This is a genomic window from Sphingopyxis sp. GW247-27LB, from assembly GCF_002277025.1.
GTDB lineage: Bacteria > Pseudomonadota > Alphaproteobacteria > Sphingomonadales > Sphingomonadaceae > Sphingopyxis.
Map to the genome: position 1 here is coordinate 311,753 of NZ_NIWD01000013.1, position 14,116 is coordinate 325,868.

16 protein-coding genes are annotated in these 14,116 nt (G+C 67.6%); 11 read left to right on the top strand and 5 right to left on the bottom strand.

From position 1 onward, the window contains the following. Window positions 1-42 precede the first annotated feature (42 nt). Window positions 43-1,416 (bottom strand): class II 3-deoxy-7-phosphoheptulonate synthase, encoded by a 1,374-nt coding sequence (locus tag CD928_RS18630; protein WP_095388691.1) that lies wholly within the window; start codon window positions 1,414-1,416, stop codon window positions 43-45. A gap of 270 nt (window positions 1,417-1,686) precedes the next feature. Here CD928_RS18630 and CD928_RS18635 point away from each other — a divergent pair, with 270 nt between their 5' ends. Genes CD928_RS18635 through CD928_RS18650 form a run of 4 tightly spaced genes read left to right on the top strand, consistent with a single transcriptional unit; the run spans window position 1,687 to window position 4,726 of the window. After that, window positions 1,687-2,364, top strand: a complete 678-nt coding sequence (locus CD928_RS18635; protein WP_095388579.1) for a Crp/Fnr family transcriptional regulator — start codon at window positions 1,687-1,689, stop codon at window positions 2,362-2,364. 9 nt (window positions 2,365-2,373) lie between these two features. Next, window positions 2,374-2,724 carry an ArsC family reductase gene (locus CD928_RS18640; RefSeq protein WP_095388580.1) on the top strand — a complete coding sequence of 117 codons (351 nt, stop codon included), beginning with the start codon at window positions 2,374-2,376 and terminating at the stop codon, window positions 2,722-2,724. After that, the gene (locus tag CD928_RS18645) at window positions 2,721-3,797 is read left to right on the top strand and encodes a glycerophosphodiester phosphodiesterase (RefSeq protein WP_095388581.1); all 1,077 of its coding nucleotides are present in this window, start codon (window positions 2,721-2,723) and stop codon (window positions 3,795-3,797) included. The genes CD928_RS18640 and CD928_RS18645 overlap by 4 nt, the downstream gene beginning before the upstream one ends. After that, complete coding sequence (locus CD928_RS18650; RefSeq protein ID WP_095388582.1) at window positions 3,794-4,726, top strand: aldo/keto reductase; 933 nt, start codon at window positions 3,794-3,796, stop codon at window positions 4,724-4,726. Before CD928_RS18645 ends, CD928_RS18650 begins: the two co-directional genes overlap by 4 nt. A 10-nt stretch (window positions 4,727-4,736) precedes the next feature. Here the strand turns inward: CD928_RS18650 and CD928_RS18655 are convergent, their stop codons facing one another. Continuing rightward, window positions 4,737-5,516 carry a dienelactone hydrolase family protein gene (locus CD928_RS18655; RefSeq protein WP_095388583.1) on the bottom strand — a complete coding sequence of 260 codons (780 nt, stop codon included), beginning with the start codon at window positions 5,514-5,516 and terminating at the stop codon, window positions 4,737-4,739. Between the two features lie 61 nt (window positions 5,517-5,577). Continuing rightward, window positions 5,578-5,793, bottom strand: coding sequence for a helix-turn-helix transcriptional regulator (locus tag CD928_RS18660; protein WP_255247244.1), 216 nt, complete (start codon window positions 5,791-5,793; stop codon window positions 5,578-5,580). A 125-nt stretch (window positions 5,794-5,918) separates the two neighbouring features. Here CD928_RS18660 and panB point away from each other — a divergent pair, with 125 nt between their 5' ends. The 6 genes from panB to CD928_RS18690 all read left to right on the top strand — a co-directional run bounded on the left by panB (window position 5,919) and on the right by CD928_RS18690 (window position 11,159). Continuing rightward, window positions 5,919-6,782, top strand: coding sequence for a 3-methyl-2-oxobutanoate hydroxymethyltransferase (panB, locus tag CD928_RS18665; protein WP_095388584.1), 864 nt, complete (start codon window positions 5,919-5,921; stop codon window positions 6,780-6,782). Window positions 6,783-6,903: 121 nt separating this feature from the next. Next, window positions 6,904-7,674, top strand: coding sequence for a tetratricopeptide repeat protein (locus CD928_RS18670; protein ID WP_095388585.1), 771 nt, complete (start codon window positions 6,904-6,906; stop codon window positions 7,672-7,674). 1 nt (window position 7,675) lies between these two features. Further along, window positions 7,676-9,007 carry a PQQ-binding-like beta-propeller repeat protein gene (locus CD928_RS18675; RefSeq protein ID WP_095388586.1) on the top strand — a complete coding sequence of 444 codons (1,332 nt, stop codon included), beginning with the start codon at window positions 7,676-7,678 and terminating at the stop codon, window positions 9,005-9,007. A gap of 45 nt (window positions 9,008-9,052) precedes the next feature. Then, window positions 9,053-10,438: a ribosome biogenesis GTPase Der gene (gene der, locus CD928_RS18680; RefSeq protein ID WP_095388587.1), complete on the top strand. Its 1,386-nt coding sequence runs from the start codon at window positions 9,053-9,055 to the stop codon at window positions 10,436-10,438. Beyond that, window positions 10,428-10,640 carry a sulfurtransferase TusA family protein gene (locus CD928_RS18685; protein ID WP_095388588.1) on the top strand — a complete coding sequence of 71 codons (213 nt, stop codon included), beginning with the start codon at window positions 10,428-10,430 and terminating at the stop codon, window positions 10,638-10,640. The genes der and CD928_RS18685 overlap by 11 nt, the downstream gene beginning before the upstream one ends. A 114-nt stretch (window positions 10,641-10,754) precedes the next feature. Then, the gene (locus tag CD928_RS18690) at window positions 10,755-11,159 is read left to right on the top strand and encodes an Hpt domain-containing protein (protein ID WP_176473632.1); all 405 of its coding nucleotides are present in this window, start codon (window positions 10,755-10,757) and stop codon (window positions 11,157-11,159) included. Here CD928_RS18690 and CD928_RS18695 read toward each other — a convergent pair. After that, window positions 11,153-12,406 carry a DUF418 domain-containing protein gene (locus tag CD928_RS18695; protein ID WP_095388589.1) on the bottom strand — a complete coding sequence of 418 codons (1,254 nt, stop codon included), beginning with the start codon at window positions 12,404-12,406 and terminating at the stop codon, window positions 11,153-11,155. The two genes, CD928_RS18690 and CD928_RS18695, sit on opposite strands and share 7 nt — an antisense overlap. 126 nt (window positions 12,407-12,532) lie before the next feature. On the opposite strand from CD928_RS18695, the gene CD928_RS18700 reads away from it, so the two are divergent. Continuing rightward, window positions 12,533-13,357 (top strand): Coq4 family protein, encoded by an 825-nt coding sequence (locus CD928_RS18700; RefSeq protein ID WP_095388590.1) that lies wholly within the window; start codon window positions 12,533-12,535, stop codon window positions 13,355-13,357. 12 nt (window positions 13,358-13,369) lie between these two features. Here the strand turns inward: CD928_RS18700 and CD928_RS18705 are convergent, their stop codons facing one another. Beyond that, the gene (locus tag CD928_RS18705; RefSeq protein ID WP_095388591.1) at window positions 13,370-14,110 is read right to left on the bottom strand and encodes a DUF72 domain-containing protein; all 741 of its coding nucleotides are present in this window, start codon (window positions 14,108-14,110) and stop codon (window positions 13,370-13,372) included. Window positions 14,111-14,116 lie beyond the last annotated feature (6 nt).

Consider the following 14,116-nt stretch of genomic DNA (forward strand, 5'->3'; position numbering starts at 1 on the left):
CCGTCGCCCCCGCGAAGGCGACGGCTATCTATTGGCGCGCGCTTAAGCCGCCTGCTTCGCCCGCTCGCTCATTTCCTGGTTGAGCATCTCGGCCAGCAGGAAGGCCAACTCCAGGCTCTGCCCCGCGTTGAGGCGCGGGTCGCAGTGGGTGTGGTAGCGGTCGGCGAGGTCCATCTGGGTCACGTCCATCGCGCCGCCCGTGCATTCGGTGACGTTCTGGCCGGTCATCTCGATATGGATGCCGCCGCCGTGGGTGCCCTCGGCGCGGTGCACGGCGAAGAAGCCGCGCACTTCGGCGAGGATGCGCTCGAAGGGCCGCGTCTTGTAGCCGTTGGGCGTCTTGATGACGTTGCCGTGCATCGGGTCGCACGACCAGACGACGGGGTGGCCCGATTCCTTCACCGCGCGCACCAGCTTCGGCAGATGCGCCTCGATCTTGTCGTGGCCGTAGCGGGTGATCAGCGTCATGCGGCCGGCGACATGGTTCGGGTTGAGCGTGTCGAGCAGGCGCAGCAGCGCGTCGGGCTCGAGGCTCGGCCCGCATTTCATGCCGACCGGATTGCCGATGCCGCGGAGGTACTCGATATGCGCCGAGCCTTCGAAGCGGGTGCGGTCGCCGACCCACAGGAAGTGGCCCGACGTGTCGTACCAGCCGCCGGTCAGGCTGTCCTGCCGGGTGAGCGCCTGCTCATAAGGAAGCAGCAGCGCCTCGTGGCTGGTGTAGAAGCTGGTGCCCTTGATCTGCGGGACGGTTTCGGGGGTCACGCCGCAGGCTTCCATGAAGGCGAGCGCTTCGGAAATGCGCGCGGCGGTTTCCTGATATTTCTTCGCCCACGGGCTGCGGTCCATGAAGTCGTGCGTCCAGGCGTTGACCTGGTGCAGATTGGCGTAACCGCCATTCGCGAAGGCGCGCAGCAGGTTGAGCGTCGCCGCCGACTGGTTATACGCCTTGACCATGCGCGCGGGGTCGGGTTCGCGGCCCTTCGCCTCGAAGCCGATGTCGTTGATGATGTCGCCGCGATAGCTCGGCAGCGAGACGCCCTCGATATCTTCCATGTCGGCCGAGCGCGGCTTGGCGAACTGGCCGGCCATGCGGCCGAGCTTCACCACCGGCATCTTGGACGCGAAGGTCAGCACGACCGCCATCTGCAGGAGGACGCGGAAAGTGTCGCGTATGTTGTTCGGGTGGAATTCCGCGAAGCTCTCGGCGCAGTCGCCGCCCTGGAGCAGGAAGGCCTTGCCCTCCGCGACGCGCGCGAGCTCGCTCGTCAGTTCGCGCGCTTCGCCGGCGAAGACGAGCGGCGGATAGCTCGCGAGCTCGCGTTCGGCCGCTTCGAGCGCGGCGCCGTCGGCGTAGGTCGGAAGCTGGCGCGCCTCGTGCGAACGCCAGCTATGCGGTTGCCATGTTTTCGTCATCTCTATCGTCTTCTGCATCAAAACCCGAATCGCGCGCTGCCTTGGCGCGAACGCACCGGGGAAGCAAGGGCAAGGAAATTAGCATTGTCCGCGCTTTTGCGCACCTATGCTTTTCTTGAGGCGCGGAAACTGCTAATTTGCTGCCGCTCCCGAAGGGATAGCGGATGGCAGGGAATGCCGGGCTGGGGTCGCGTCCAGCGTTCGGTAATCGGTAACCTTATATATCTAAGGGTTCTAACCACCAGGCAGCGACGCGAAACGATACAGGCTATGGCGAATTTCAACCCCGCGTGGTTCGGCTATGGGGCGCTGCTGTTGCTGCTGGCGACCTGTTTCGCCGCGCGTATCGAGCAGGTGCGCCTGGGCGTCGCCGCGGCGGCGCTGCTCGCGCTGCCGATCGCGGTCTTCACCTGGCATGGCGTCGGCTACGCGCTGCTGCTGCTGGCGATCCTGGCGGTGAACGGCGCGCTCGCGGCGCGCGGCTGGCTGCGCGACGCCGGCATCCGCTTCTCGCCCGAGGAGCAGGCGCTGCGCGCGCTGCACTTCGCCGATCTCGGCCCCGCCGGCGTCCGGCGCCTGATCGACCAGGGGCACTGGATTTCGGCCAAGCGCGGCGAGGTGCTGATCCGCGAGAATCAGGCGGCGCCCAGCCTCTTCTACCTCGCCGAAGGCCGCGCGCTGATCCAGCGCGACGGCGCGGAGGTCGGGACGCTGACCGACGGCGCGCTGATCGGCGAGGCGACGGTGCTCGACGGCGCCCACGCGACGGGCACGGTCACGCTGACCACCAACGCGCGGCTGTGGTTCGTGCCCGCGGCGGCGCTGCGCGCCTATCTCGCCGCCAATCCCGACATCGCCGCGGCGCTGCACCAGGGCTTCGCGCGCGCGCTGCGCGGCAAATTGGCGAGCGCCAACACGCGCATTGCCGACATGCCGCCGCTATCCTAGAGTCGCCGGATGGCACTGACTCTCTATGGCATTCCGAACTGCGACACGGTGAAGAAGGCGCGGCGCTGGCTGGACGGCGCGGGCGTTTCCCATCGCTTCCATGATTTCCGCAAGGACGGGCTCGATCCCGCGAAGCTGCAGGGCTGGATCGACGCGGTCGGCTGGGAAAAGCTGCTCAACAAGGGCGGAACGACCTTTCGCAAGCTGCCCGACGCCGACAAGGCGGGGCTCGACGCGGCGAAAGCCAAGGCACTGATGCTGGACCAGCCGGCGATGATCCGCCGCCCGGTGGTGGAGGCGGCGGACGGCGTTAGCGTCGGATTTTCCGAGAGCGACTGGCAGGCCCGCTTTGCGGCATGAGGCGCTGGCGCGCCGCGTCGCTCGCGCTGCTGGCGCTCGCGGGCTGCGGGGCTGAGCCGATGGCGGCGGCGCCTACTTTGGGCGGCAAGCCGCCGATCGTCATCGCGCATCGCGGCGCGTCGGGCGAGCGTCCCGAGCATACGCTCGCGAGCTATGAGCTGGCGATCGAGCAGGGCGCCGACTTCATCGAGCCCGATCTGGTGCTGACGAAGGACGGGGTGCTCGTCGCGCGGCACGAGAATGAGATTTCGGAAACCACCGACGTCGCCGGCCATCCCGAGTTTGCGGATCGAAGGGCGACCAAGCGGATCGACGGCAAGGAGGTCACGGGCTGGTTCACCGAGGATTTCACCCTTGCCGAATTGAAGACGCTGCGCGCGAAGGAGCGTATCCCGAAGCTGCGCGGGACCGCCAACGACGGCAAGTTCGAGATTCCGACCTTCGAGGAGATTCTCGACCTTCTCGCCCGCGTCAACAAGGCGCGCGCACATCCGGTCGGCGTCTATCCCGAGACCAAGCACCCGAGCTATTTCGCCGCGATCGGCCTGCCGCACGAGGCGCCCTTGCTCGCGCTGCTGGCCAAATATGGCTATCGCGGGCGCGCCGCGCCGATGTTCATCCAGAGCTTCGAGGTGGGCAATCTGAAGGCGATCCGGGCGAAGAGCGACCTGCCGCTGATCCAGCTGATGGACGGCGAGGGCGGGCCGGCCGACGATCCGAAATCGAGCTATGCCGCGATGGCGACGCCCGCGGGGCTGAAGGCCGTCGCTGCCTATGCCGACGGCATCGGGCCGAACAAGGACATGATCATCCCGCGCGGCACGCTGGGGACGCTCGGCGAGCCGACGACCCTCGTGCGCGATGCCCATGCGGCGGGGCTCAAGGTGCATCCGTGGACCTTTCGCCGCGAAAATTACTTCCTGCCGCTCGCCGACAAGGGCGGCATCAACCCCGCTGGTCACGGTGATCTGGCGGCCGAGATCCACGCCTATCTGAAGACCGGCATCGACGGCCTGTTCAGCGACAACCCGCGCGAGGCCGTTCCCGCGGTGAAACAAGGAGAAACGCGATGACCGAACGCGCTTTGGGCCAGAGCGGCCTTTCGATCCGGCCCTTCGTGCTCGGCGGCAATGTCTTCGGCATGACCGCCGACCGCGCCGCGAGCTTCGCGGTGCTCGACCGCTTCGTCGAGCATGGTGGCGGGATGATCGACACCGCCGACGTCTATTCGGCGTGGGTGCCGGGGCACAAGGGCGGCGAATCGGAAACCATGATGGGCGAATGGCTGAAGGCGAGCGGCGCGCGCGACCGGATCCTCATCGCGACCAAGGTCGGGATGATGGAGGGCGGGCTGAAACCCGACCGCGTCCGCGCGGCGGTGCAGGGTTCGCTCGACCGGCTCGGCGTCGATGTCATCGACCTCTATTTCGCGCACAAGGACGATCCCGACGTGCCGCTCGATGAAATGCTCGGCGCGTTCGGCGAGCTGGTCGATGCGGGCACCGTGCGCGCGATCGGCGCGTCCAACTATTCGGCCGAGCGGCTTGCCGAGGCGCTGCGCGTGTCGGCGGAGACGGGGTTGCCGCGCTTCACGGTGATGCAGCCCGAGCTCAACCTGCTCGACCGCGATCAATATGAGGGCGCGCTGCAGGAACTGTGCATCGCCGAGGGGCTGGGCGTCGTCACCTATTTCAGCCTCGCCTCGGGCTATCTCTCGGGCAAGTATCGCGATGCGGGCGATCTGTCGAAGAGCCCCCGCGGCGCGCGCGTCCAGCCCTATATGGAGGGGCGCGGGCCGGCGGTGCTTGCGGCGATGGAACGGATCGCGGGCGAGACCGGCGCGTCGCTGCCCCAGATCGCGCTTGCCTGGGTCGCGGCGCAGCCCGGCGTCACCGCGCCGATCGCGAGCGCCACGAGCGTCGAACAGCTCGATGAGATCATGGGGAGCGAGGCCCTGCGCCTGTCGCCGGAGCAACTCGCGGCGCTGACCCGGGCCGGCTAGGCCTAGTCGCCTAGTCGAGCGCGCAGCTTGCGCCGCCGAGCGCGCGCTCGGTCAGGAAGGCGTCGATCGCCTCCAGCGCCGCCTTATGCGCGGCGGCGTTGAAATCGCCGGGCGTCCTGGTGCTGCCGGGATCGTCGACCGGGTGCGCGACGTCGAAGCGGTGCCCGGCGCCGGGATAGAGGTTGAGGACGAACGGATATTCGGGATTGCGGACGCGGTTCGCGGCGAGCGCTTCGAGCCGTTTCGCGGGTGCGGTGCCGTCGTCCGTGCCTTGCAGCGCCAGCACCGGCAGCCGCTGCGGCCAGGGCGAGGGCTGGCCGCGCACCGAGGGGTAATAGACGATCGCGGCGCGAAAGCCGCTGTCGGGGCCGCCCGGCGTCGAGGCGAGCGTCAGCGCGCCCTCGCCGCCGCGCGACCAGCCGATGGCGATGCCGGGGCAGCGCATGTCGAAGCGGCCCGCGGCCCGCAGCCTGGCGAGCGCGTCGATGGCGATCGCCGCCCGCTTCTCGCCCGCCGATCCCGGCGGCTTCAGCCGCTTGAGCGCCGCATCGTCGTCGACGACCAGCACGTCGATCCCGCGCTGGTTGAGAAAGGCCGCGAGGTCGGCATATTGGTTGCCGGGCGCGAGTTTTCCGACTCCCTCGGCGCGGGGGAAGAAGATCGCCCACGGACGCGGTTTCGCATCGGCGGCAGCGGGGATCAGATGCAGGTCGGCGGGCAGCGCGTCCTGCGCCCCGGCAGGCGCCACGGCGAGGAGGAGAGGGAGGCAGAGCAGCGATAGCGGGCGCATGGCCGAGTCCTTTCCGGCCGCCGCTTTTACGCTTGTTCGTTCTACCGGCCAAGCCGCGGCCTCAGCCCTCGTCCCACTGGAACACCGCCTCGAGCGGCCTGCCGAAGACGCGCGCGATGCGGAAGGCGGCCTCGAGCGACGGCGAATATTTGCCCTGTTCGATCGCCGCGATCGTCTGGCGCGTCACGCCCACCCGCTCGCCGAGTTCGCCCTGCGTCATCTCGCCCGCCACGAAGCGCAGCGTGCGGATGTGGTTGGTGAAGGGCGGCCTCGCCACGTCGATGTTTCCTTCCGGCCGTTGCGGCGCTCCATGTCTGTTATATTTAACTTAGAGTAAAGAAATAATGACACAAACAGCGGAACCGCTTTTGCACTGCAACATTCGGGTCTAAGCCGCGCGCCATGTCCACGCTCCCCAAAACGCTCACCCTTCCCACCTCCACCAGCCGCGCCAATCCGACGCCGCAGCCGATGAAGCGACTGACGGTGCCGCGGATTCGCCAGCGCAAGGGCGGCGAGCCGCTGGTCATGCTGACCGCCTATACCGTCCGCATGGCGCAGCTTCTCGACCCGCATTGCGACATGCTGCTCGTCGGCGATTCGCTCGCGCAGGTGATTTATGGCCTGCCGCACACGGTCGGGGTGACGATGGAGATGATGTCGCTGCACGGCGCGGCGGTCGTGCGCGGCAGCTATCACGCCGCGGTCATCGTCGACATGCCCTTCGGCAGCTATGAGGGCAGCCCCGAGCAGGCGTTCGACAATGCCGCGCGGCTGCTCAAGGAAACCGGCGCCGCCGCGGTCAAGGTCGAGGGCGGCAAGGTGCTCGCACCGACGATCGAATTCCTGACCCAGCGCGGCATTCCGGTGATGGGCCATGTCGGGCTGACGCCGCAGGCGGTCAACATCCTCGGCGGCTATGGCGTGCGCGGCAAGAGCGACGAGGAAGCGCGTTCGATCGTCGAGGATGCAATCGCCGTCGCGCAGGCCGGCGCCTTTTCGATCGTCATCGAGGGCGTGCTCGAATCGATCGCGGTCGAGATCACCGACAAGGTCGCCTGCCCGACGATCGGCATCGGCGCCTCGGCGCAGTGCGACGGGCAGGTGCTGGTGACCGACGACATGCTCGGCATGTTCGAACGCGTCCCCAAATTCGTGAAGCGGTTCGGGGATATGGCGGGCGTCGTCAGCGGCGCCGTGCAGGAATATGCGGACCAAGTCAGGTCCCGTTCATTCCCGACCGAGGATCAGATCTACGCCGGTTGACGGCGGCCGCGCCGCACCTGCCGGGGCCAAGTGAATCGCTTGGCCTTTTCCGGCGCCCCCGCTAAGGAGGCGACCGGCGGGACGCGTGCCCGAAAGCCGGATGGACGAGATGGAGGTTTGATTGGCGCTGAGCCCGACCAATAATGCCGCGCTGTTGCAGGAAGTCGACGAAGCCGTCCGCAAGGACCGGCTCGATTCGATCTGGAAGAATTACGGGCGCTGGATCGTCGCCGCGGTGATCGCGGCGGTGCTCGCCTTCGGCGGCTATCTGTTCTGGAACCACCAGCAGGAAGCGAAGCGCGGCGAACAGGCCGAGGCGCTGCTCGCGGCGTTCGACAAGGCGAAGACGAGCCAGCCGCGCGCCGCGGCCGCCGAGCTCGACAAGCTGATCGCCGACGGCGGCCCCGCCTATCGCGCCGCGGCGCTGCTCCAGCAGGCGAATCTGAAGGCGCAGACGGGCGATCTCAAGGCGGCGGCCGGGCTGATGGCGAAGGTCGCCGGGGACACCAAGGTCGACCAGTCGCTGCGCGACCTCGCGCTCATTCGCCAGACCGCCTTCGAATATGACACGCTGAAACCCCAAACGGTGATCGCGCGCATGAAGCCGATGGTCGATGCCAAGGACCCGGCGTCGAGTTGGTTCGCGAGCGCCGCGGAGCTGAGCGCGATCGCGCATTACCAGCTCGGCCAGTTCGATCAGGCGGGCGATCTGTACGGCCGCATCGCCAAATTACCCGATATTCCCCAGTCGCTGCAGTCGCGCGCCGTCCAGATGGCGGGGATGCTGGGCGTCGATGCGGTCGCGGATCGCGCGACCGACAGCGCCGCAGCCGAAACGAAAGGCGATGCCGCGCCCAAGGCAGCGGCCGCGAAGAGCGAGGAAGCCAAATAGGATGAAGAGCCGGTATGTATTCTACGCGGCGCTGCTGACGCTGCCGCTGGCGGGTTGTGGCGTGCTGAAGGGCGACGGCGGGCCGAAGACCCCGACCGTCGGCGATCGCATCTCGATCCTGTCGAACGACAACAGCATCAAGGTCGATCCCGCGCTCGCCGAGGCGGCGGTCGTGCTGCCCGAACCGGTGGTCAACGCCGCCTGGGCGCAGTCGGGCGGCAATGCGTCGAAATCGATGGGCCACCTCGCGCTCGCCGCGTCGCGCAGCCAGGTGTGGAGCGCGACGATCGCGGGCAGCACGAAGAAGCAGCGCCTCGCCTCGTCGCCGGTCGTCGCCGACAACCGCCTGTTCGTCGTCGACACCGACGCGGTCGTGTCGGCCTTTGCCGCCGACACCGGAGCGAAGCTGTGGAGCGCCGCGATCGGCAGCACCGGGAAGGATTTCCAGGATTCGCTGTTCGGCGGCGGCGCCGCGGTCGATGGCGATATCGTCTATGCGACCAGCGGCGTCGGTGACGTCGCCGCGCTCAAGGCGAGCGACGGGTCGGTGATCTGGAAGGTCAAGCCCGCGGGGCCGCTGCGCGGCGCGCCGACGATCGCGTTCGGGGGCGTCTATGTGATCACCCAGGACAATCAGATCCTCGCGCTCAATGCCGCCAACGGCGCGGTGCTGTGGCAGGCGACCGCCTCGCTCGAAGCGGGCAGCGTGTTCGGCGCGGCCTCGCCCGCCGCGGGCGAAGCGACGATCGTCGCGGGCTTCTCGTCGGGCGAGGTTCAGGCCTATCGCTACGAGAATGGTCGCGACCTCTGGGAGGATGCGCTCGCGCGGACCTCGATGGCGCTGTCGGTCTCGACCCTGACCGACGTCGATGCCGATCCGGTCATCGACCGCGGCCGCGTCTTCGCGCTGGGGCAGGGCGGCCGCATGGCGAGCTATGAGCTCAACACCGGCCAGCGCACCTGGGAAATCTCGATCGCGGGCATCTCGACCCCCTATGTGGTCGGCGAGTGGGTCTATGCGATGACCGACGATGCGAAGCTGCTCTGCGTCGCGCGTGGGTCGGGCAAGATCCGCTGGATCCAGCAGTTGCGCCGCTATCGCGTCGAGACCGAAAAGAAGAAGAAGGATCCGATCCGCTGGACGGGGCCGATTCTCGCCGGCGGACGGCTGATCGCGGTGAACAGCGAGGGCGAGCTCGCCGAATTCTCGCCGACCGACGGATCGACGCTCGCGACGACCGATTTCAAGACGCCGCTGTCGCAGACCCCGGTGGTCGCGAATCAGACGCTCTACATTCTCGCGGACGACGGACGCATCACCGCCTGGCGGTAACAGGGGGCGAGGCCGCGCGGCCTCGCCGGCAGATAGGATAATATCATGGCGCGATCCGCGACGATCGCCATTGTCGGCCGGCCCAATGTCGGCAAATCGACGCTGTTCAACCGGCTGGTCGGCAAGCGCCTCGCGCTCGTCGACGACCAGCCGGGGGTGACGCGCGACCGGCGCGAGGGCGACGGCAAGCTGTTGGGGCTCGAATTCCGCATCGTCGATACCGCGGGTTTCGAGGATCATGACGCCGCGACGCTGCCCGGCCGGATGCGGGTGCAGACCGAGAAAGCGGTGCGCGAGGCCGACGCCGCGCTGTTCATGATCGACGGTCGCGCCGGGGTCACCCCGCTCGACGAGGAAATCGCGCGCTGGCTGCGCAGCGAGGACACGCCGATCATCCTGATCGTCAACAAGGCCGAGGGCAAGCAGGGCGAAACCGGCCTGATGGAATCCTATGCGCTCGGTTTCGACAACCCGATCGCGTTCAGCGCCGAGCATGGCGAGGGCGTGGTCGACCTGTTCGACGCGCTGCGCCCGATCGTCGAGGCTTATGACGCGGCCGAAGGCGAAGCGCCGCCCGCACCCGAAGGCGACGAGGATGAGGACGCGCCGCTCGGCCCGATGAAGCTTGCGATCGTCGGGCGGCCCAATGCGGGCAAGTCGACGCTGATCAATCGCATGATCGGCGAGGACCGCCTGATCACCGGGCCCGAGGCGGGGATCACCCGCGATTCGATCCGCGTCGACTGGCAGTGGGAACAGGACGGTGAAGTCCACGAAATCCAGCTGTTCGACACCGCGGGGATGCGCAAGCGCGCCAAGGTGCAGGACAAGCTGGAGAAACTGTCGGTCGCCGATGCGCTCCACGCGGTCGATTTCGCCGAGGTCGTCGTGCTGCTGCTCGACGCCACCAAGGGGCTGGAGGCGCAGGACCTGCGGATCGCCGACCGGGTGCTGCAGGAAGGGCGCGCGCTGATCGTCGCGCTCAACAAATGGGACATCGCCGAAGACCCCTCGTCGCTGTTCAACGGCGTGCGGGCTGCGCTCGACGACGGGCTCAGCCAGGTCAAGGGCGTGCCCGTGCTCAGCATTTCGGGCGCGACGGGAAAGGGCATCGACACGCTGGTCCGCGTCGCCTTCGAACAGCGCGCGATCTGGACCAATCGCGTCTCGACCGCGAAGCTCAACCGCTGGTTCGAGGGAGCGGTCGACGCCAACCCGCCGCCGGCGCCGGGCGGCAAGCGGATCAAGCTGCGCTATATCACCCAGGCGCGCACCCGACCGCCGACCTTCGTGGTCTTCGGCACCCGCACCGACGCGCTGCCGGGAAGCTATGAACGCTATCTGGTCAACGGCATGCGCAAGGAACTGGGCTTCCAGGGCGTCCCCGTTCGCCTCAATTTCCGCAATTCGCGCAATCCCTATGACGAATGAGCCGGCCGCCGCGGTGGTCGATGCGCGCGGCATGCGCTGTCCGTGGCCGGCGCTGCGCCTCGCGCGCGCGATGCGCAGCGAGCATCATGTCGTCCTGCTCGCCGACGATCCGCAGGCGGCGCGCGAGGTCGCGGCGCTCGCCGCCGGTCATGGCTGGACGGTCGACGCCGAGGGCGAGGGGCGCTGGCGGGTCGGCCGCTGACCCGTTCCGGGACGCTTCGCGCCGCCCCCGCCGGCCGTAACGGCTTTTTTACCCAAGTTCGTCATGGAGGACGGCAGGGACCAAGGACCAAATTGAACACCAAGGGACGAAACATTGGACGAGATCCTGGTCGATTGGGATGAATTCCGCGCGACGCGCGCCCAACTGGGCGCCGCTTTCGTCCGGATTCTCGGCTATTTTCGCGAGGACGGCACCAAGTCGGTGGCCGTGATCGAAGAGGCGATGCGCGCGCGCGACGCGCGGGGTCTCGTCATGCCGGCGCACACGCTGAAGAGCGAAGCGCGGCAGTTCGGCGCCGAAAAGCTGGGCGAACTGGCCGAGGATATCGAGATGTTCGGCCGCCGCTGCGTCGAATCACAGGTCAGCCCCGAAGAATATCTGCCGCGCGTCGTCGAGCTGCGATCCTTGTTCGAAAAGACCCTCGCCGCGCTCGAGCGCGAGGCCAATCCGCTGGTCCAGCGCCGCCCCGCGAGCTTCGGCAGCGCCGTCGGTTACTGAGCCGGGACCCGCCGCAGCATCGGTTGCAGCTTCGCGCGCGACAGGCTGCGCCACAGCCATTCGAACGGGCCATAGTGAAAGCGGTCGAGCCACGGTTTCGACCAGAGCAGCATCGCAGCCCACATGCCGAAGCAGAAGAGATAGAGCGCGGCGCGGCCGACGCCGCCGAACAGGCCGAGCCCATAGCCGTAGAAGATCATCGTCATCACGATCGACGTCGTCAGATAGTTGGTGAAGGCCATGCGCCCCGCCGCGGCGAGCCGCGCGCGCACGGCGTCGCTCGCCGCGACCCGGATCAGCCACAGGATGAGCGCCGCCCAGCCGAAGGTCATGACGATGTCGAACGGCATCGACAGCGCCGCCGTCCCCCCGAACACCGCCACGCCGTCGAAACCGGAGTTCCTCTGATAGACGGCGAGGGCGGCGAGCGGCGGCGCGGCGACGAGGAAGCAGATGATCGCCCATTTCAGATAGCGCGCCGCTGGCCACTCGCCGGTCAGCATCCGCGCCTTGAACAGCGCCATGCCCGCGAGCATCAGCCCCATGCTTTCCCACAGCATCATGATCAGGCCCTGCACCGGCTCGCCCGCGGTCTCGGTGGTGCGATGCGCGACGATCGAGCCATAGCTGCCGAGATAGAGCGCGACGTCTTTCGCATAATCTGGCGAATTCGCGCCCATCGCCGCATCGATCTGGTCGAGCGCGGTGCGCATCCCGGCGCCGCCGTCGCCCGGCAGCGCGCCCGCCTGCGCGGCGAGGAGCGAACTCCAGAGCGCGAAGAAGAGCGCGGCGCCGATCAGGAAGAAGCCGGCCGCCCACCAGCCGAGCGCCTTCACGGAGAGGCGGCGGAACGGAAAGAGCAGCAGGCCGCACGCGGCGTAGAGGAACAATATATCGCCGAACCAGATGAAATAATAATGCGCGAGCCCGAACAGCGCGAGCCAGAGCATCCGCGCATAATGGGCGCGCAGCGGGCTGCGCCCCGACGCTTCGGCGCGCTCGATGACGAGCAGCGTGCTCGCGCCGAACAGCATCGAGAACAGTCCGCGCATCTTCGAATCGACGAATAGGAAATTGAAGAACCAGGCCGCGAGGTCGGCGGTGCCGGGCGGCCCGCCCGCGGCGGGATTCGAATAGGCCGAAAAGGGCAGGGCGAAAGCGACGATATTCATCGCCAATATGCCCATCACCGCGACGCCCCGGATCGCGTCGAGGCTTTGATAGCGCGTTCCGGTCGCTTCGGTCATCGTCCCCCCGCTGTATTGCCAATATACTACGCTGCGTGGCGGTTGCCGTCCAGATGCGATTCTGTATTGACACTCGTGTCAGTAGTGTTATCTCTCGTGCGACATCGATTCTGCGCGAGACATGAAATGACCACTCTGCCGCTCTCCCACCCCGACCGCACCGACGCCGGCTTTCGTCCGCTCAAGGCGCTGCACCATTTCCGCAAGCTGATCGCCGACAAGGAGGACACCGAGCAGGTGTTCCACATCATCGACGCGCTGCGCGACAAGCGCTTCGGCCGCTCGGTCGAAAAATTCTTCGCGACCACCGAAGGAAAGAAAATCCTTGCGGAACGGCCCTATCTGCCCGCGATGCTCGACGATCACGACGCGCTGCGTCGCCTGCCCGAGGGCAGCGTCGGGCGCGTCTATGTCGACTTCATGGAGCGCGAGGGGCTGACCGCACAGGGGCTGGTCGACGAATCGCTGAAGTTCCGCCGCGACAAGCCGAGCTATGACGACATGCTCGAGCTCTACGGCAACCGGTTGCGCGACACGCACGACCTGTTCCACATCCTGACCGGCTACGGCCGCGACGCGCTCGGCGAGCAATGCGTGCTCGCCTTCTCCTACAGCCAGACCCCGAGCTGGGGGACGCTGTTCATCGCCTGGGCCGGCGCGCGCGAGATCCGCAAGGGCTTCGGCCGCCGCTATCCGATCTACGCCGCGGTTCGCGAGGGGCAGCGCATCGGCCGCGCGGCGCAGCAGATCGCGCACCAGGACATCCGTGCGCTCCTCGCCGAGCCGCTCGACGCCGCGCGCGCGCGCCTGGGGATCGCCGAGCCGACCGTCTACAAGCAAGTCCACGCGATGATGCGCGCCGAGGGGATCGATCCCTATGACCTGCTCGGGACCAAGGCGGCAGAGGCCGCGGCGGCAGCGGCGCAACCCGAACTGGCGAAGGCGGCCTGACGGCCGCCGCCGTCATCCACCCAATTTCGCGATCAGCGCCTGCGCCGCTGCGGGATTGCGCACCTTCGCGCCCGCGATGAAGAAGAGATAGACGTCGCGGTCGCCCCTCGCCCAATCGCGCGCGCGCTTCGCCCAGGCGTCGAGCGCTTTGTCGTCGTAGCCGGTTTCGACGTCTTCCTGACTGCGCTGCAGCCGCGCATAGGTGAAATCCGCCGTATCCTCGTCGATGCAGGGAAATTCGTCGCTGTCGGCGAAGACGATTCCCATGTTCCGCTCGCGCGCGAGGTCGACGAAGGCCGGATCGCGGAAGCTCTCGTGGCGCACCTCGAGCGCGTGGCGGAGCGGCAGGCCGTCCTGCGTTTCGGGCAGCAGGTCGAGAAAAGCCGCGAAATCGTCGCGCTCGAACTTTTTCGTCGCCATGAACTGCCACAGGATCGGCCCGAGCCGGTCGCCGAGCCGCGTCAGCCCCTGCGTCAGGAATTTCTCGATCGAACCCGCGCCTTCGGCCAACACCTTGCGATTGGTCGCGAAGCGCGATGCCTTGACGCTGAACCTGAAACCATCGGGCACCGCTTCGGCCCAGCTGGCAAAGGTTTCGGGCTTCTGGCTGCCGTAATAGGTGCCGTTGATCTCGATGCCCGTCAGATGCTGCCCGGCATATTCGAGCTCGCGCTTTTGCGGATGGCCGGGCGGATAGAAGGGGCCGCGCCAGGGTTCATAGGTCCAGCCCCCGATTCCCACGTAAATGCCCATGGTCCA